General features: G+C 63.6%; 17 protein-coding genes and 1 riboswitch. Of the genes, 10 read left to right on the top strand and 7 right to left on the bottom strand.

Going from position 1 to position 17479, the window contains the following annotated elements; genetic code table 11:
- Window positions 1-43 precede the first annotated feature (43 nt).
- The 8 genes from ACSSV3_RS05720 to ACSSV3_RS05685 all read left to right on the top strand — a co-directional run bounded on the left by ACSSV3_RS05720 (window position 44) and on the right by ACSSV3_RS05685 (window position 7116).
- Window positions 44-901: a sulfurtransferase gene (locus ACSSV3_RS05720; RefSeq protein ID WP_354322852.1), complete on the top strand. Its 858-nt coding sequence runs from the start codon at window positions 44-46 to the stop codon at window positions 899-901.
- Window positions 898-2082 carry a cystathionine beta-lyase gene (gene metC / locus ACSSV3_RS05715; RefSeq protein ID WP_354322850.1) on the top strand — a complete coding sequence of 395 codons (1185 nt, stop codon included), beginning with the start codon at window positions 898-900 and terminating at the stop codon, window positions 2080-2082. Before ACSSV3_RS05720 ends, metC begins: the two co-directional genes overlap by 4 nt.
- Window positions 2079-3104 carry a mechanosensitive ion channel family protein gene (locus tag ACSSV3_RS05710; RefSeq protein WP_354322848.1) on the top strand — a complete coding sequence of 342 codons (1026 nt, stop codon included), beginning with the start codon at window positions 2079-2081 and terminating at the stop codon, window positions 3102-3104. The genes metC and ACSSV3_RS05710 overlap by 4 nt, the downstream gene beginning before the upstream one ends.
- A 67-nt stretch (window positions 3105-3171) precedes the next feature.
- Window positions 3172-3927: a uroporphyrinogen-III C-methyltransferase gene (cobA, locus tag ACSSV3_RS05705; protein ID WP_354322846.1), complete on the top strand. Its 756-nt coding sequence runs from the start codon at window positions 3172-3174 to the stop codon at window positions 3925-3927.
- On the top strand, window positions 3924-4223 hold the full coding sequence (locus ACSSV3_RS05700; RefSeq protein WP_354322844.1) for a DUF2849 domain-containing protein: 300 nt from the start codon (window positions 3924-3926) through the stop codon (window positions 4221-4223). The genes cobA and ACSSV3_RS05700 overlap by 4 nt, the downstream gene beginning before the upstream one ends.
- Complete coding sequence (locus ACSSV3_RS05695) at window positions 4223-5896, top strand: nitrite/sulfite reductase (protein ID WP_354322842.1); 1674 nt, start codon at window positions 4223-4225, stop codon at window positions 5894-5896. Before ACSSV3_RS05700 ends, ACSSV3_RS05695 begins: the two co-directional genes overlap by 1 nt.
- On the top strand, window positions 5889-6350 hold the full coding sequence (locus tag ACSSV3_RS05690) for a DUF934 domain-containing protein (protein WP_354322841.1): 462 nt from the start codon (window positions 5889-5891) through the stop codon (window positions 6348-6350). Before ACSSV3_RS05695 ends, ACSSV3_RS05690 begins: the two co-directional genes overlap by 8 nt.
- Window positions 6340-7116 (top strand): phosphoadenylyl-sulfate reductase, encoded by a 777-nt coding sequence (locus ACSSV3_RS05685; protein ID WP_354322839.1) that lies wholly within the window; start codon window positions 6340-6342, stop codon window positions 7114-7116. Before ACSSV3_RS05690 ends, ACSSV3_RS05685 begins: the two co-directional genes overlap by 11 nt.
- 53 nt (window positions 7117-7169) lie before the next feature.
- Here the strand turns inward: ACSSV3_RS05685 and ACSSV3_RS05680 are convergent, their stop codons facing one another.
- The 6 genes from ACSSV3_RS05680 to pgsA all read right to left on the bottom strand — a co-directional run bounded on the left by ACSSV3_RS05680 (window position 7170) and on the right by pgsA (window position 13916).
- Window positions 7170-7565, bottom strand: a complete 396-nt coding sequence (locus ACSSV3_RS05680; protein ID WP_354322837.1) for a hypothetical protein — start codon at window positions 7563-7565, stop codon at window positions 7170-7172.
- A gap of 103 nt (window positions 7566-7668) precedes the next feature.
- On the bottom strand, window positions 7669-8583 hold the full coding sequence (locus ACSSV3_RS05675; protein WP_354322835.1) for an NAD-dependent epimerase/dehydratase family protein: 915 nt from the start codon (window positions 8581-8583) through the stop codon (window positions 7669-7671).
- 10 nt (window positions 8584-8593) lie between these two features.
- Window positions 8594-9727: a glutamate 5-kinase gene (gene proB, locus ACSSV3_RS05670; protein ID WP_354322833.1), complete on the bottom strand. Its 1134-nt coding sequence runs from the start codon at window positions 9725-9727 to the stop codon at window positions 8594-8596.
- Window positions 9728-9758: 31 nt separating this feature from the next.
- Window positions 9759-10829, bottom strand: a complete 1071-nt coding sequence (gene cgtA / locus ACSSV3_RS05665) for an Obg family GTPase CgtA (protein ID WP_354322831.1) — start codon at window positions 10827-10829, stop codon at window positions 9759-9761.
- Window positions 10830-10959: 130 nt separating this feature from the next.
- Complete coding sequence (locus ACSSV3_RS05660) at window positions 10960-12888, bottom strand: TonB-dependent receptor plug domain-containing protein (RefSeq protein WP_354322830.1); 1929 nt, start codon at window positions 12886-12888, stop codon at window positions 10960-10962.
- Window positions 12889-13021: 133 nt separating this feature from the next.
- Window positions 13022-13211: riboswitch (cobalamin riboswitch) on the bottom strand.
- A 96-nt stretch (window positions 13212-13307) separates the two neighbouring features.
- Window positions 13308-13916: a CDP-diacylglycerol--glycerol-3-phosphate 3-phosphatidyltransferase gene (gene pgsA, locus ACSSV3_RS05655; RefSeq protein WP_354322829.1), complete on the bottom strand. Its 609-nt coding sequence runs from the start codon at window positions 13914-13916 to the stop codon at window positions 13308-13310.
- A 153-nt stretch (window positions 13917-14069) separates the two neighbouring features.
- On the opposite strand from pgsA, the gene ACSSV3_RS05650 reads away from it, so the two are divergent.
- Window positions 14070-15386: an MFS transporter gene (locus ACSSV3_RS05650; protein ID WP_354322827.1), complete on the top strand. Its 1317-nt coding sequence runs from the start codon at window positions 14070-14072 to the stop codon at window positions 15384-15386.
- Here the strand turns inward: ACSSV3_RS05650 and ACSSV3_RS05645 are convergent.
- Window positions 15383-15574: a hypothetical protein gene (locus ACSSV3_RS05645; protein ID WP_354322825.1), complete on the bottom strand. Its 192-nt coding sequence runs from the start codon at window positions 15572-15574 to the stop codon at window positions 15383-15385. The two genes, ACSSV3_RS05650 and ACSSV3_RS05645, sit on opposite strands and share 4 nt — an antisense overlap.
- Window positions 15575-15764: 190 nt before the next feature.
- On the opposite strand from ACSSV3_RS05645, the gene ACSSV3_RS05640 reads away from it, so the two are divergent.
- Entirely contained in the window at window positions 15765-17471 is a 1707-nt protein-coding gene (locus ACSSV3_RS05640; RefSeq protein WP_354322824.1) for a thiamine pyrophosphate-dependent enzyme, read from the top strand.
- Window positions 17472-17479 lie beyond the last annotated feature (8 nt).

The following is a 17479-nucleotide window of genomic DNA, read 5'->3' as shown; positions in this document are numbered from 1 at the left end:
CTTGCACTTTGCGCCAGCGCCACTGGCGCGCTAGGGATGCGGCATGACAAACCCCATCCCCGATCTGGTCTCGACCGAATGGCTTGCCGCGCAAGGCGATGCGGCGGGCCTTGCCATCCTCGATGCCTCGCATCACCTGCCCGCTGCCGGACGCGATGCTGCGGCTGAATTTGCCGACGGGCATATCCCCGGCGCGCGGTTTCTGGGCCTCGCCAGCCTTGTCGATCAGACCTCCAGCGTGCCTGCTGCCCTGCCTCGCCCTGAACAACTGGCGGAGCGGCTGGGAGAACTAGGCGTCGCCCCGAACGACACCATCATTCTTTATGATGACAGCATGATCCGCACCTCGGCGCGGGCGTGGTTCATGCTGCACGCCTGCGGGTGGGATAAGGTCGCGATCCTTGATGGCGGGCTGGCCAAGTGGCGCGGCGAGGGCCGCGCGATGGAAGGCTCCGCGCCCGAAATCGCCCCGGCATCCCCCGCCCCCCTTGCCCCGGCGCGCAGCGTGCGCAGCAAGGCGCAGATGCTCGCCAATCTGGATACGCAGGCCGAACAGGTGCTCGACGCGCGCAGTGCCGACCGGGTGTTCGGCAGCGGCACCGATCCGGTGCATGGCGGGCCGAACGGGCGCATTCCCGGCGCGCTCAACCTGCCGTTTACCGAGGTGTTGAACGCGGACGGCACCTACAAATCGCCCGCTGATCTGCGCGCTGCCTTTGCCGCCGCCGGGGTCGATCTGACGCGCCCCGTCACCACCACCTGCGGCAGCGGGGTGACGGCGAGCGTGCTGTTGTTCGCGCTTCACCTGATCGGCAAGCACGACATTGCACTCTATGATGGCAGCTGGAGCGAATGGAGCGCCGATCCCGCCACGCCCAAAGCGCAAGGACCGGCTGCATGAGCGGCGGCGATGGCAAACATCTGAAACCCGCGACCAAGCTGGTGCGCGGCGGCCGGCGCAAGGAATGGACCGGGCCGGTGGTCAACCCGCCGGTGTGGCGCGCATCGACCCACCTGTATGAACAGGACGCTGATCGCCACGCCGCGGGCGGTAACAATGCTGACGGGCAGTTCTTCTACGGCAGGCGCGGCGCGCCGACGCAGTGGGCGCTGGCCGAAGCGTTGACGCAGATTGAACCCGGCGCGCACGGCACGGTGCTCTATCCCAGCGGGGTGGCGGCGATTGCCGGGTGCCTGCTGGCGGTGCTCAAACCCGGCGACCACCTGTTGATGGCAGACAATGCCTATGACCCATCGCGCAGCATGGCGACCGGATTGCTCAAACGGATGGGGGTGACGACGACCTTCTTCGACCCGCGCGATATCGATGCTTACCGCGCGCTGTTTGCCGATCCGGTGCGCGCGGTTTGGCTGGAAAGCCCCGGCAGCCTGACGTTTGAGCTGTGCGACGTGCCCGCCCTTGCCGCTATCGCGCGCGAACATGGCGCGGTCAGCCTGATCGACAACACCTGGGCGGGGCCGCTCGGCTTTGCCGCGCTTAGCCACGGCTGCGATATCGTGATGATGAGCCTGTCGAAACACGTCGGCGGTCATTCCGATCTGATGATGGGCGCGGCGAGCGCGGGCAAACGCTGGTACACCGCGCTGCGCCGCACCGCGCAGGAACTGGGGCAGGTGGTTTCGCCCGATGATGCCGCGCTGGCTGCACGGGGCCTTCGCACCATGGGTCTGAGGCTCGACGCGCAGTCCCGCACCGCGCTCAAAATCGCGCAGTGGCTGGAAACCCAGCCACAGGTGGCGCGGGTGCTCTGCCCGCTGCTGCCGTCCGATCCCGGCCACACACTATGGCAGCGCGATTTCACTGGCGGGTGCGGCCTGTTCGCCTTCGTGCTGACGAGCGATGATCCGCAGGCCTCTGCCCGCGTGGCCGATGCGCTGGAACTGTTCGGCATCGGCTATAGCTGGGGCGGGTATGAAAGCCTGGCCCTGCCGATCCGGCCCGAGGATCATCGCAGCATCATGCCCGGCACCGGCGCCCCGGCGATCCGGCTCGCCATCGGGTTGGAGGATGCGGATGATCTGATCGCCGATCTGGCGCAGGCTTTGGAGACTGTCGGATGAGCACGCCCTCCCCCGTCTTGGCCCCAACCCCAGCCCCCGCCCCGGCCGAAATCGTCAGCGGCGCAGACAGCGCGCGCGCAGATATTGCGGCGACTAACGAGACCATCGGCGGGATCATCAACCGGCTGGATAGCTGGGCGGTGGCAGTCGGTGACTGGCGCGTATCGGCATTCGACATCCTGTTCGCACTGGTGGCCGTGCTGCTGGTGCTGGCCATCGCATGGTTCGCCACCCGGCTGACGCGCAGCGCGCTGCGCCGCTTGACCGCGCTTGACGGCACGCAGCGCGTGCTGACCGAGAAAATCGCCACGATCATCATCTGGGTGGCGGCGTTTTTCGTGGGCGTCGATCTGCTCGGGATCGATCTCACCGCGCTCACGGTGTTTTCGGGTGCGTTCGGGCTTGCCATCGGGTTCGGGCTGCAAAAGACCTTCGGCAATCTGATTTCGGGCATCATCCTGTTGATGGATAAATCGATCAAGCCGGGCGATGTGATCGCGGTCAGCGACATGGCGGGCAACCACACCTTTGGGCAGATCCGCAAGATCGGCATCCGCGCGGTATCAGTCACCACCCGTGATGAACGCGAATATCTGATTCCCAACGAAAACCTGATGATCAATCAGGTTGAAAACTGGTCTTATTCTTCCAAAAATGTGCGCTTTCAGGTCAATGTCGGGGTCAGTTATGATGCCGATATGGAACTGGCCGAAAAACTGATGCTGGAAGCGGCGAAGAAAGCGCGCCGGGTGCTCGACACCCCGCCGCCCACCGTGTGGATGAGCGAATATGGTGATAGCTCGGTCAATTTCACCATCCATTGCTGGATCACCGATCCCGAAGACGGGGTGGGCAATGTCCGCAGCGAAGTGCTGAAAAACCTGTGGTGGCTGTTCAAGGAAAACGGGATCGAAATCCCCTTCCCGCAGCGCGACATCAACCTGCGCGACAATGAACAAATGAAGGCGCTGATCGCGGCGCTCGAAAGCCGCAAGCAGGCAGACGAGCCCTCGATCCGATAGCTGGGCTTTTACGGCTCCAATCCATTCTCGCTGGCACGGCAGCGCACGCTCGCCCATTTGCAGTGTCATGCAGATTGGCACCATCTATCTGGTTGGCGCGGGGCCTGGCCCGGCAGACCTTCTCACCCTGCGCGCCGCGCGGCTGATCGAAGCTGCGCGGGTGATCGTGCATGATGGCCTTGTCGGCCCCGATATTCTTGCGTTGGTGCGACCCGATGCGCGGCTGATCTCGGTCGCCAAACGCCGCGCGCGCCACACCATGGCGCAGGATGATATCAACGCGCTGCTGGTGGATGAGGCGCTGGCGGGCCGCGATGTCGTGCGGATGAAGGGCGGCGATCCGTTCATCTTCGGGCGCGGCGGTGAGGAGGCCGAGGCCGCGCGCGCGGCGGGCGTTCCGGTCGAAATCATCCCCGGCATTTCGGCGGCTAACGGCGCGGCCGCAGCGAGCGGGATTGCGCTGACGCACCGCGACGCTTCCAGCATCGTCAGCTTTGTAGCTGGTCAGTGCAAGGGATTGAGCGAACAGAACTGGTCAGGCCTCGCGGGCGCGGGTCGCACGCTGGTGATCTACATGGGCGTTTCCAACGCGCCGCAAATTGCCGAGAAGCTGATGGCAGACGGGCTTGCCCCCGATATGCCCATCGCCGTGATCGAAAACGCCGCGCGCCCCGAAATGCGGGTGCTGCGCGGGCTGCTGGCAGGCCTGCCCGATCTCGTTGAGCGCGAAGCGGTGAAAAGCCCCGCGCTGATCGTGATTGGTGAGGTTACGGCGCGTGAAAATGACGCCGTCGCAGCGCTCGCGAAGGAGGCCGCGCAATGAAAATCCTCACCGGCAATGACCTGCGTTCGGGCGCGGTGGTGTGGTGGAACGGCTCCGGCTGGTCGCTGTTCGTCGATGATGCGGTCGATGCAGGTGATGACGCAGAAGAAATCCTCGCCCGCGAAGAGGCCGCGCGCCGGGTCAATGTGCCATACGCAATTGACGCCAGTATCGACGCGGCAGGCCATGTTCGCCCCGCGCATATCAAAGACCGCGTGCGCGCGCTCGGCCCGACGGTGCGGCGCGATCTGGCGGTGCCGACTGCGGATAAAACCGGCTGGGACTGGGTGATCTGATGTACCAATACGACTCATACGATCAGGCCATGGTCGATGCCCGCGTGGAAGAATTCCGCGATCAGGCGCGCCGCCGCATGGAAGGCCGCTTGACCGAAGACCAGTTCAAGCCGCTGCGGCTGATGAACGGCCTCTATCTGCAACTTCACGCCTATATGCTGCGCGTGGCGATCCCCTATGGCACGCTCAATGCGCGCCAGATGGAGGCGCTGGCCGACATCGCCGAGAAATATGACCGCGGCTACGGCCACTTCACCACCCGGCAGAACATCCAGTATAACTGGATCAAGCTGGAGGATGCCGCCGACGCGCTGGCTGACCTTGCCAAAGTCGAGATGCACGCGATCCAGACCAGCGGCAATTGCATCCGCAATATCAGCGCCGATCACTTCGCGGGCGCGGCGGCTGACGAGGTAGTCGACCCGCGCCCCTATGCCGAATTGCTGCGCCAATGGTCGAGCTTTCACCCCGAATTCACCTACCTGCCGCGCAAGTTCAAGTTCTGCGTCATCGCAAGCGCAAAAGACCGTGCGGCGATGCGGCTGCACGATATCGGCATCCGCATTGTGCGGAACGCAGCCGGAGAAACAGGCGCGCAATTCTATGTCGGCGGCGGCATGGGCCGCACCCCGATGATCGCGCCGCTGGTGCGCGATTTCGTGCCGATCGATCAGCTGATCACCTATGCCGAGGCGTGCCTGCGGGTCTACAACCGCTACGGTCGGCGCGACAACAAATACAAGGCGCGGATCAAGATCCTCGTCCACGAACTCGGCGCGGCGGAATATACGCGGCAGGTCGAGGAGGAATTCACCCATCTGCTGAGCGTGGGGGTGGAGCCGCCGCGTGAGGAATTGGCGCGGATTGCGGAATATTTCGCACCGCCCGCGTTTCGTCATCCCAGCGAAAGCTGGGACCTGGAGCAATTGCAGAGCAAGGCCGCCGGAGATCCCAGCCTGCGCTGGGATGACGGGTTTGGATTGTGGGTGCGCCGGAACACCCACCCGCACAGGGCGCCGGGATACGTCTCCGCCGTCATCAGCCTCAAACCCGTGGGCGGCATTCCCGGCGATGCCACCGCCGATCAGATGCGGATCGTGGCGCGGCTGGCGCGCGAATACAGTTTTGACGAGCTGCGGGTGATGCACACCCAGAACCTGCTGCTGCCGCACGTCCGCATTGCCGATCTCCCCGCGATCTGGACGGTGCTCAATGCAGCTGGCCTCGCCGCGCCGAACATGGACACGATCGAGGATATCATCGCCTGCCCCGGCCTTGATTATTGCAGCCTCGCCAATGCCCGCTCGATCCCGCTGGCGCAGCGCATTTCTGAACGCTTTGCCAAGAGCGGACGCACCGAAGTGGTGGGCGAATTGAAGCTCAAGATTTCAGGCTGCATCAACGCCTGCGGGCACCACCACGCGGGCCATATCGGCATCCTTGGCGTCGACCGGAAAGGCACCGAGAATTACCAGCTTTCCTTGGGCGGGTCTGAGGCGGAGGACGTCAGCCTCGCCAAGATCACCGGCCCCGGCTTTGACGAAGACGGCGTGATCGCGGCGGTCGAGACTGTCACCGACGTCTATCTTGGCGCGCGCACTGATGGCGAACGCTTCATCGACACCTACCGCCGGATCGGCATGGAACCGTTCAAGGAGGCATTGTATGGTTGAGTCCCGCGATCTCGGCACCAGCCCCGACGAAGTGCAGTTCCGGTTCCGCGATGATGAACCGGTCGATCACGGCACCGTCACCGTGGACTCCTGCTGCGATCAGACCAACGCCACCGCCGTGCGGATCGAACCGGGCGATGATGCGCGGCTGTTGCTGCCCTTCCTTGACCGGCTGGCGCTGGTTGAGATCAATTTCCCCAGCTTCACCGACGGGCGCGGCTATTCGGCGGCGCGGATTCTGCGTGAGGCGGGCTATTCGGGCGAATTGCGCGCGGTGGGCGATGTGTTGATCGATCAGCTTAGCCATATGCGCCGCTGCGGGTTTGACAGTTTCGCCCCGGACAAGCGGCTGGACGAAGACGACGCCGCCCGCGCCTTCGCCACATGGGACAATGTCTATCAACGCGCCGCAGATACGCGCCGCACCATCGCGGACCAACGCCATGAAGCCTGAACTGTCGCTGCCCACCGCCGCGCGCACCCGCGACACGCTGAACCTCGCGCCGCGCTTTACCGATCACGATGCCTTGCGATTGAACCGGATGTTCCGGGGCAGCACGACGCGGGATATGCTCGAAAGCGTCATCAGCGATAATCTGGCGGGCGATCTGGCGATTGTGTCCAGCTTCGGCGCGGAAAGCGCGGTGCTGCTGCACCTGATCGCCAGCGTTGATCCGTCAGTGCCGGTGCTGTTCCTCGACACGGGCAAGCATTTTGCCGAGACGCTGGCCTATCGTGATCGCCTTGTGCAGCTGCTGGGGCTGAACCTTGTGGTGCTGACGCCTGATCCGGCTGATCTGGCGGCGCGGGACGAAACCGGGTTGCGCTGGTCTTATGATCCCGATGGTTGCTGCGAAATCCGCAAGGTGCGGCCGCTGGAAAAAGCGCTGGCACATTACGATGCCAGTTTCACCGGCAGGAAGGCGTTCCAAGCTGCCACCCGCGCCAATCTGCCGCGGTTTGAAGTGGATGCGTCGGACGCAGCTGGGCGGCTCAAGATCAACCCGCTGATCGATTGGGATGCGGGCCAGATCGAAGGCTATTTCATCCAGCACGACCTGCCGCGCCATCCGCTGATCGCGGCTGGCTATCCGTCAATCGGCTGTTCGCCCTGCACCACCCAGGTCGCGCCCGGTGAAGACCCGCGATCAGGCCGGTGGAAGGGCTGGGACAAAACCGAATGCGGCATCCACAGGCCGGGCGAGGAACCGTTTTTGTGAAGTGATGCGGCGGAAAAGCGACCAGACATCGCTTTCCCGCCGATCAGTAAAAATCAGGCTTCGACCCGCTCGACCGTCACAACCGTGCCGTCATCCGGGTTCTTCGAGGTCCAGACCCCGTTTTCATCGATGGTTTCTTCATGGCAAACCTGTTTGGCACCTTCTTCATCCTTGGTAGTGCAATACAGGTTTGCACTTTTCTGTTCCCAGGTTCCGGTTGTTACCGCACCATCGGCAGCGGTGCTGGTCCAGGTGCCGTCCTCGCGAATATCTTCCATGAAGACTTTGCCGTCTGATTCGGTGATGCGAAAAGTGCCATATGGCGTGCCGCCATCAGCAGCAGTCATGGCCGCTGCGGTTTCTTCGACTGCCGACTCAGTCGGAGCTTCGGCTTCCGGTGTGCAGGCCGCCAAAGCACCAAGCACGGCTATAAATGCAAATTTCTTCATGATTTCCCCCAATTTACAATACGAATGATGGCAATTGTTTTTGCCGCTATTTGCAACCCCACCCCCAGCGATAAGACTTCCGATAGCTATGTCGAGTATTTATTCAGAGCCAGCCTTCGCGGGCGTACCACTGCGCGGTCGCCTTCAGCCCCTCTTCACCGGCAATGCGCGGCTGCCAGACGCCCGGCGGCACCGCCCGATCAAACCGTGCGATCCAGTTGGGGTGGCACATATAACCCACCCGGTCGGCCGTCAGCTTGGCCCGATCACCGCGCAGCAGGCGGTCGGCAGCCGCAGCCGATTCCAGCACCATGCGCGGCAGGTGCGGGGCGAACACGCTGCGCTTTCCCACCGCATGGCCGATCGCCTGCGCCAGTTCCTTATGGCTCCACCCGCCTTCGCGCCCATCATCGGGTTCGTAGATTTGCTTGCGCGTGGGCGCGGCGTTACCTGATAGCACCACCAGCAAATCCGCGAGATCATCGGCGTGGATGATCGAGGTCGCGCCGCCCGGCGGCAACGGCACCACGCCCCATTTCGCCGCGCGAAACAGGTCGAGCATATCGCGGTCACGCGGGCCATAGACCGCAGGTGGGCGCACGATTGTCCAGTCTGACCCACTGGCTTCCACCAAAGTTTCGGCCCGCGCCTTGGACGCGCCATAGGCTGACAGCGCAGGCATCCGCGATGCCAGTGACGAAACGAACACCAAACGCCGGGTGCCAGCCTCCTTCGCGGCGGCGATGACATTGGCGGTGCCGGTGACATTCGCCGTCTCGAACTTTGCCGGATCGGGGGTGTTGGTAAGGCCCGCAACGTGGATCACCGCATCCGCGCCTTGGGCCAGCGCGGCAAGCGCGGCCCGATCAGCCAGATCGCCCGGCACCCATTCCACCCCGGCGCATTCTGGCTGCGCACGGCGGGTCAGCGCCCGCACCTGATACCCTGCCGCCAGCGCCGCTTCCATCACCGCGCTGCCGACAAATCCGGTTGCGCCTGTGATCGCCAGCACACTCATGCGGGCATGCTCAAATCAGCACCAGATGATCGCGGTGGATCACGCAGGAACGCGGCAGATAGCCCAGTTGTTCAACCAATTCCTCACGGCGGAGGCCCTTGATGACTTCGCATTCGTTCCAGTCATATTCGACCATGCCCTTGGCAATCAGCCTGCCATCTAAATCTTCTACCCTGATCACATCGCCGCGTTCGAAATTGCCGTAAACTTCGGTGATTCCAGCGGCGAGGATGCTCTTGCCGCGGCCCAGCGCTGCGACGCAGCCCGCGTCCACCCGGATCCCGCCGTTGAAGCGCAGCCGCCCGCCGATCCAGCTTTTCCACGCATTGTCATCGCGCGTCGGCAGGAACACGGTGCCAAGGCCGCTCGCCATCGCGCAGGCTATCGGCATTTCGTCCACGCCCTTGATAATCGCCAGCGCGATCCCGGCACGCTCGGCAATTTGCGCGGCGAGCAGTTTGGACGTCATCCCGCCCGAACCCTTGCCCGACGATGATTCGCCGCTCGCCATCTCGTGGATTTCATCGGTCACGCCGCGCACTTCGGGCAGGATTTCAGCCTCGGGGTGGGCGGGGTCACGATCATACAGCCCGTCGACATCGGTCAGCAGCAGGATGCCATCAGCCGACGCCGCCTGCGCCACCCGCGCGGCCAGTCGATCATTATCGCCAAACCGGATTTCGGAGGTGGCGATGGAATCGTTTTCGTTGATGATCGGCACCGCCCCGCTGTCCAGCAATTGGCGCAAGGTTTCCGAAGCGTTGAGGTAACGTCGCCGCCCCTCCAGATCGTCAAGTGTCAGCAGCATCTGCCCGGCCATCAACCCATGTTCAGCCAGCAACTGCGCCCAGGTGGCGATCAGCACCACCTGCCCGACAGACGCCGCCGCCTGTGCATGGGCAAGTGTTTCGCGCCCCCCGCCGGGCAGCCCCAGCTTGGCCGCGCCCACCGCCACCGCGCCGGAACACACAACGATGATTTCCTGCCCACGTGCGCGCGCGCCAGCCACCTCTGCGGCGACGCTGCGCAGCCATTCATAACGCAATTCGCCGTCGCCATGCACCAACAGCGCCGACCCCAGCTTGATCACCAGCCGGGGGCATTTGTCTATTTCGCGGAAGTCGAGCAGCGACTCGATTTTCATGGCTTCCTCTAAGGTATCTGGTGTTCGATTGTCAGAGCGGCGACCAGTCGGCCGCCCCGTCGGCGTCCATATCTTCGATTTCGACCGCCTTGGTTTCGGTTGAGGTTCGATCAGGTAGATAGCCGAGCACCGCGTCGAGCAGTTCGGGAATGCCCGCTCCGGTCGCGCCGGATACTGCGAACACCTTTTCCGCCCCTGCCGCCAACAGTTCGGCGCGGAAGGCTTCAACCAGTTCGGCGTCGGCCAGATCGAGCTTGTTGAGCGCCACCAGCCGCGATTTGTCTTCCAGCCCCGCGCCGTATGCCGCGAGTTCTTCCTCGACCACGCGCATCGCTTCGACCGGGTCAGCCGCTTCGGTGCCGGTGATGTCGATCAGGTGGATCAGCACGCGGCAACGTTCGATATGGCCGAGGAAACGGTCGCCCACCCCTGCGCCTTCGGCCGCGCCTTCGATCAGGCCGGGAATGTCGGCCAGCACAAATTCGCGCCCCTTGTGCCGCACCACGCCCAATTTGGGCACCAGCGTGGTGAAGGCATAATCGCCGACCTTGGCCCCGGCATTGCTGACCGCGTTGATGAAGGTCGATTTGCCGGCATTGGGCAGGCCGACCAGCCCGACATCGGCGAGCAGTTTCAACCGCAGCCACACCCACAATTCCTCACCCGCGATGCCCGGCTGATGCTGGCGCGGGGCGCGGTTGGTGGAGGTTTTGTAGCTGGCATTGCCGCGCCCGCCCATCCCGCCTTCAAGCAGCACGACGCGCTGCCCGACTTCGGTGAAATCGGCGAGCACTTCGTCCTTGTCTTCGGAAATGATCTGCGTGCCGACCGGCACCTTGATCACCAGCGGCTTGGCCGAGGCCCCGGTACGGTCCTTGCCCATCCCGTGCCCGCCGCGCGGCGCCTTGAAATGCTGGGTGTAGCGAAAGTCGATCAGGGTGTTGAGGCCGGCGACGGCTTCGAACACGATATCGCCCCCGCGCCCGCCGTCACCGCCGTCAGGCCCGCCATATTCGACGTATTTTTCACGCCGGAAAGAAACGGCCCCAGGGCCGCCCCCGCCGGATTTCACATAGATCTTGGCTTGGTCGAGAAAATGCATCGGCGTCCCCTACGCATTTCTTGCTGCAATTGCGAGGGGGTAGAAAAAGCAGGGGTGAGTCCCCGCGCAGGCGGGGATCTCGTTCAATGACGAACAAGGCTCCCGCCTGCGCGGGAGCGCACACTTGGATTTAGAACCGCGCTTCAACTCCCACCACGGCAGACCGCCCCGGCGACACAAAGCTGAACACCTGTTCGTAATCCTCATCAAACAGGTTTTCGACGCGGGCAAAGCCGCTGATCCCCTCGGCCAGCTTCACCCGCGCATTAAGGTTGACCAGCGTGTAATCATCCAGTCGCACCGGCACCGGCACAAAGCTGGGATCGGTAAAGGCCACATCGGGCGTCGCGCCGTTGTGCCGCACCACCAGCGTTGCCGACGCCGCATCGCCGGGCGCGCTCCATGTCAGCGCGGCGCTGGCGATATGGTCAGGGCGGCGCACTTCCTCCACCCCATCCTCCTCGGCATCCAAGTAGCTATAGGCCGCATCGACGCGCCATTGCTCGGCCAGCTTGGCGGCCAGCGACACTTCCACCCCGCGCTGCTGGCTTGTCGTCACACGGTTGGCCGGAGTGGCGATGAAGGTGGGGGCCGGGAAGGTGGTGAAAATCTCGCGCTCCAACTCGCTGTCGAAATATGTGACCGATAGCCGCGCGCTGTCACCCACGTCCTGATCCACGCCCACTTCCCACCCGGTCGATTTTTCGGGCCGCAGCGCATCATTGCCGATGAAGCGACCGTCGACGAAGCCGTAGAGTTCAAAAAAGCCGGGGTTCTTGACGCCCGAACCCGCCGCGCCGCGCAGCCGGGTGGTATCGGTAAGGCGGTATCCCGCGCCCACCCGGAAGGTAGTGGCATCGCGGAACTTGTCATTGAGATCGTGACGCACAGCCGCCGTCAGGTCGACCGCCGCGCCTGCATAGCGATATTCGCCGACCAGCCCGACCGTCTCGATCGCGCGTCGCCCGGCAAAGGCAAACCCCGATGGGTCGGCATTGCGGAACCGCTCGCGCTCCCAATCGGCGGCGAAGGTGAGGTTGTGCGCCGTATCCAGCCGCAGTGCGGTGACATAGGACGCCTTGATCCGGTCGCCCTCGCTCCCCGATGTCGGGCCGAACGGGCCAAAGGTCTTGCGGTCGATTTCGGCCCGCTGGGCGGACAGATCATGCGTCCAGCGCCCCTCCAGCGCCTCGGCCCGAGCGCCGACGAGGGCATAGACTGCCTCGTTGACGTAGCCGGTGCCGGGGCTGTCGATGGTGAGGCCGAAGGTGGGGCTGGCGAAGTCGAAATCGCTGTCGTTGAACTCGCCCTCGGTGCGGATGAAGCGGGCGGCGGCGCGCAGGGCGAAGCTGCCCGTCACGTCCACGCTGCCCTTGCCCGAAAGGGTGTAGCTATCGCGCCCGATATCGCGGGTGCCGCCTCTGGCGTTGGGCTGCCCGCCAGTGCTGACGACCGTGGCGGATAGCGCCGCGTCCCAGCTATCGCCAAACGCGCCGTAACGCAGCGCGCCGTTGACGGTGGCCTGCGTGCCGCCTTCGACCCGCGCGGCCAATCCCGGAACAGCCCGCCCGCTGGCGCTTTCGTAGGCGACCACCCCGCCAATCGCATCCGGGCCGTAGAGCGCCGACTGCGCACCCCGCAGCACCTCGACCCGCGCACCGACCTCGGCCTGAAGCGTGCCGATATCAAACTCGCCCGCGAAGGGATCGGACACTTCAATCCCGTCGACCAGCACGAGGACGTGATTGGCCTCAGCGCCGCGCAGGCGGATCTGGGTCTGGCCTGCGATGCCTGCCACCGCAACGCCGGGAACATCGCGCAGCACATCGGCAATGTCGCGGGTTTGGCGGTTTTCGAGTTGCCGCGTGGTGATGACACTGACCGAGCCGGTGTATTTTTCGGGCGGGATGAGATCGCCCGACCGCGTCGCGCTGACGATGATGTCGTCGCGGGTGGTGTAGAGAAAAAGGGGCGCGACGTTGCCCTCCTCCTGCGCGCTATTGTCCTGCGCAGCCAGAGGCACAGCCCAAACCAGCGCCGCCCCAGCGACGCTGCTCAAAAATGCAAAATTTCTCACGGATTTCTCCCGTCATCAGCAACATGAAGACCGCGAGGGTTTCATTCCCCAAGGCCCGGTGATGTCGCTCACAACAGAAGTGTTTTTCCGCGCCTGACCAATCCCTGAGCCAAGCAAAGAGCGACACGCCCCGGTCGGTCTCCTGGCTCACGGATCAGCGCATCCGATGCTCACCTTCCCAGAGCGTTGCCGCTCCAGTGGCTGCTCCCGCTAGAGGAGCGCACACCGCATACTCACCGCTTACAGTTGCAGGGACAGCTGCGGATTTTAACCGCATTCCCGTTACCTTGGCGCTTCTTGGTTTTAGGCGCTCACCTGCGCGAGCGCAATACGCGCCATAAGGCGCGATTCTTTGTTAGAGCCCTCAGACGCCTCCCGGCCGTCGCCGGCGTGCCCGCCGCTCAATCCATATGCTTCAAACCGACCCGCAGGTAATCCCACCCGGTAATACAAGTCAGCGCCGCTGCGGCCCACAGCGCCACCAACCCCACCACATGAATCCAGCTTTCGCCAAATGTGCGGCACATATCACCCACCGCCTGACATGGCGGGCCATGCACCGCCCCGCCCAGAATCAGCGCGCCCATGGCGACCAGCTGAAATGTCGTCTTCCACTTGGCCAACTTTGATACCGGCATCGACACCTGAATCCCGCCGAGAAATTCGCGCAATCCGCTGACCGCAATTTCGCGCATCAGGATCACCAGTCCGGCGATCACGTGAATATCGCCAACATATGGCCCGCGCAGGTATCCTTGCGCGGTCAGCACCAGAATGACCGCAGCGATCATGATCTTGTCGGCGATCGGGTCCAGAAAAATCCCCAGCTTCGACACCGTCCCCTGCGCACGGGCCAGATAGCCATCGAAGAAATCGGTCAGCGCAATCACACAATAAAGCGCGAAGCCGATCAGATAGCCGAGCCGCCAATCGGGCCACCACAGGAAGAACGCCAGCAACGGCACCCCAAAGATGCGCGACAGGGTAAGGATGTTGGGCAGGCTCGACATGGCTGGGTCTTGCATTAGCGCGCACTTGGCGCTGACAAAAGCCCCCTGCCCCGCCATCCCCGACAAAGCGTGATTACGGCGGCGCTCTTGTGAAACTGCGGGCGCGCGCTATGGCGCGAAGAACCCGCGAGGCAGCATGAGCAAAACCATCGCATGACCACATCGACGCATCTGCTGCGCCAGCGGCGTTTTCTGCCGCTTTTCCTCACTCAGTTGCTCAATGCGCTGAACGACAATCTCTACAAGAACGCGATGGTGCTATTCGTGGTCTATCAGGTGTATGATTCGCCGGAGACCGAAACCTTCATCAGCGGAATAGCGACCGCGGTGTTCGTGCTGCCCTTCGTGCTGTTTTCCGCAACTGCAGGCCAACTGGCCGATATGCGCGACAAGACCAAAATCATCCGTTGGATCAAATTTGCCGAAATCATCATCATGTCGGTTGGCGCGGTCGGTCTGGTGCTGGCGGCGCGCGGGATGCAGGTGGATTCGCTTGCCATCCCGCTATTGTTCGCAGCGCTGTTTGCGATGGGGGTACATTCCACCTTCTTTGGCCCGATCAAATACGCGATTCTGCCGCAACACTTGAAAAAAGACGAAGTGCTTGCGGGCACCGGGCTGGTTGAGGCCGGAACCTATGTGGCGATCCTGGCCGGCATGATGCTGGGCGGCGCTTTGCCAATCATGGCGAGCACAATTGCGGTAATCGCCATCGCAATGGTGGGCTACATGGTGTGTCGCTGGGTACCGCCCGCGCCTGCGCAGACGACCGAGGTCAAGGTCGACTGGAACCCGATCCGCGCGTCAAAATCGCTCATCGCCTTTTCGATGGGCAATCTTGAACTGCGGTACTCGGTGCTGGCAATCAGTTATTTCTGGACGATTGCGGCGATTTTGTCGGTGCAGTTCATCCCGCTCGCCAAAAACGTGCTGCTGGCTGACAAACAGGTGGCCGCCGTGCTGCTGGTGGCGTTTTCGGCGGGGATTGCGATTGGATCGGTTTCGATCAACGCGCTGCTGAAAGGCGATATTTCGGCGCGCTATTCGGCCAAATCGGTTTTGGTGATGGGCGGCCTGCTGATCACCTTCTATCTGCTGTGCCGCGCATGGAACCTGCAACCGTCAGGCGAACTGTTCACCGTGACCGAGTTCCTCGTCCAGCCGCTGGCGCTGGCGCTGACCGCCAATCTGCTGCTGATCGCAGTGGCAGGCGGGATGTTCGTGGTGCCGCTTTATGCCTTCCTCACCACCCGCGTCGACAAGAGCGAGGCTTCGCGTTCGGTCGCGGCCAACAACTTTATCTCGTCGCTGTTCATGGTGGTGGGCGCAGGGGTTGCAGGCGCGCTCGGTTTCTTTGGCATCCCGCTGGAGGAACAATTGCTGGTCAGCCTGATCCTGTGCCTGTTTGCCGCGCTGCTGGCGCGCAAGCTGCACGCTACCGAAGCGCTGCGCGCACCGGATTTCGATTAGAGAATGAAGACGAAAATCGCCGCGGTAAGCGCAACGTAGGTGCTGGCAAAGCCGCGCACGTCCGACATCGTCATCCGCCATAAAGCCTCAGCCGGGATCGGCAGCAAATCGCGCTTCACATGCGGCGGCAGGCTCGAACGGAACCAGTGGCGGGCGCTTTCATCACTAAGCACGAGACTGCGACGCATTTCTGATTCTCCTCTTGCGGGAAAATCGAATTTAAGACTTTCTTAACCTTTTGGAACCGCCCTTGCGGCCGCTGTCGCAGCATGGGACACAAACGCCCGCCCCATTAACCGGGCACAGCGCATAGGGCGGGTTTGCGCGCGGTTGGCGTCAGATGTAGACGCCGAACACGACCAGTCGGGAGAGTGTCACGTGCCTGATTCCACGCACCCCAATTCTTTCAACAGCGCGGCTGCATTGCTGGTCGATTGCCTTGCCGCGCAGGGGTGTGAACGGATCTTCACCGTGCCGGGCGAAAGCTTTCTCGCGGTGCTGGATGCGCTGCCCGACCGGCCTCAGATCGAAGTGGTAACTTGCCGACAGGAAGGCGGCGCGGCGTTCATGGCCTGCGCCGACGGGGCGATGCAGGCGGCGACGACAGGCCGCCCCGGTGTGGCGTTCGTCACCCGCGGCCCCGGCGCGACCAATGCCAGCATCGGGGTGCATGTGGCGCATCAGGATTCGCAGCCGATGATCCTGTTCGTCGGCGATGTGGCGCGCGCAATGCAGGGACGCGAGGGGTTTCAGGAGGTCGATTTCACAGCCTTTTTCTCCCCCATCTGCAAATGGGCGGCGCGGATTGATGATCCCACACGCATCCCCGAATACATCGCCCGCGCCTATGCAACCGCGATCAATGGCAGGCCGGGGCCGGTGGTGCTGGTCCTGCCCGAAGATATGCTGGTCGAACAGGTGCCTGCCAGCATCGCCCCGCGCCCATTCGTCACCCGCAGCGCGCAGGCCGCCTGCCCCGATGCGATGAGCGCGCTGTTCGATCTGATCGCCGATGCGGCCAGCCCGGTGGCGATCATCGGCGGCGCGGGCTGGAATGCCAAGGCGCGGGCATATTTTCAGCAGTTTGCCGAACGGATTGGACTGCCTGTGGCGACCGCTTTCCGGCGTCAGGATGCGTGTGCGCCCGATAGTCCGGTCTATGCCGGGAACCTTGGCTATGGCCCCAACCCCAAGCTGGTCGAGCGGGTCAGGAACGCCGATCTGATCATTGCGGTCGGCGCGCGGCTGGGTGAGGCAACGACCGAGGGCTACACCCTCCCTACCCTCGATCATCCGGGGCAATTGCTGGTGCATATCCACCCTGATCCAGAAGAACTGGGCCGGGTCTATCGCACCGATCTGGCGCTGTGCTGCGGGGTCGATGAATTCGCCGAATGCGCCGCGCTGTGGGAGGATGCGGGAATTATTCCGTTCGACGCCGGGGCTGAGGCGCACCGCGAATGGCTCGAATGGGCCACCCCTGCCGCGCCAGACGCGGCGCTTGATCTGGCCGTCTGTGTTACTGCCATGCGCGCCCTGTTGCCCACCGACGCCATCATCGCCAACGGCGCGGGCAATTTTGCCGGGTGGTGGCACCGTTACTGGCGTTACACCGCCTATCCCGGCCAGCTCGCCCCCACCTGCGGCGCGATGGGGTACGGGGTGCCTGCCGCCGTCGCCGCTGCGCTGCGCTACCCGACGCGCACCGTGGTTGCCGTGGCGGGAGACGGGGATTTCCTGATGAACGGTCAGGAACTCGCCACCGCCGCGCAATATGGCGCAAATCTGATCGTGGTGGTGATCGACAACGGCGCCTACGGCACGATCCGAATGCATCAGGAGCGTGAGTATCCCGGCCGCGTGTCCGCCACCACGCTCACCAACCCCGATTTCGCGGCCCTGGGCGCAGCATACGGCGCGTGGAGCGCGGCGGCCGAGACGACCGCGCAATTCACCGCCGCACTAACCGAAGCGAAAGACCGTGCGGGTCTGCGCCTGATCCATGTCAAAACCGATCTGGAACGCATCGCCGCCAGCGGCGCGACGATCAGCGGCCTGCGCGCACGGGCACAGGCGACCGCCTGATCGCCCTT

This window comes from Porphyrobacter sp. MBR-49, assembly GCF_053628655.1.
This window is presented reverse-complemented; position numbering and strand designations above follow the sequence as displayed.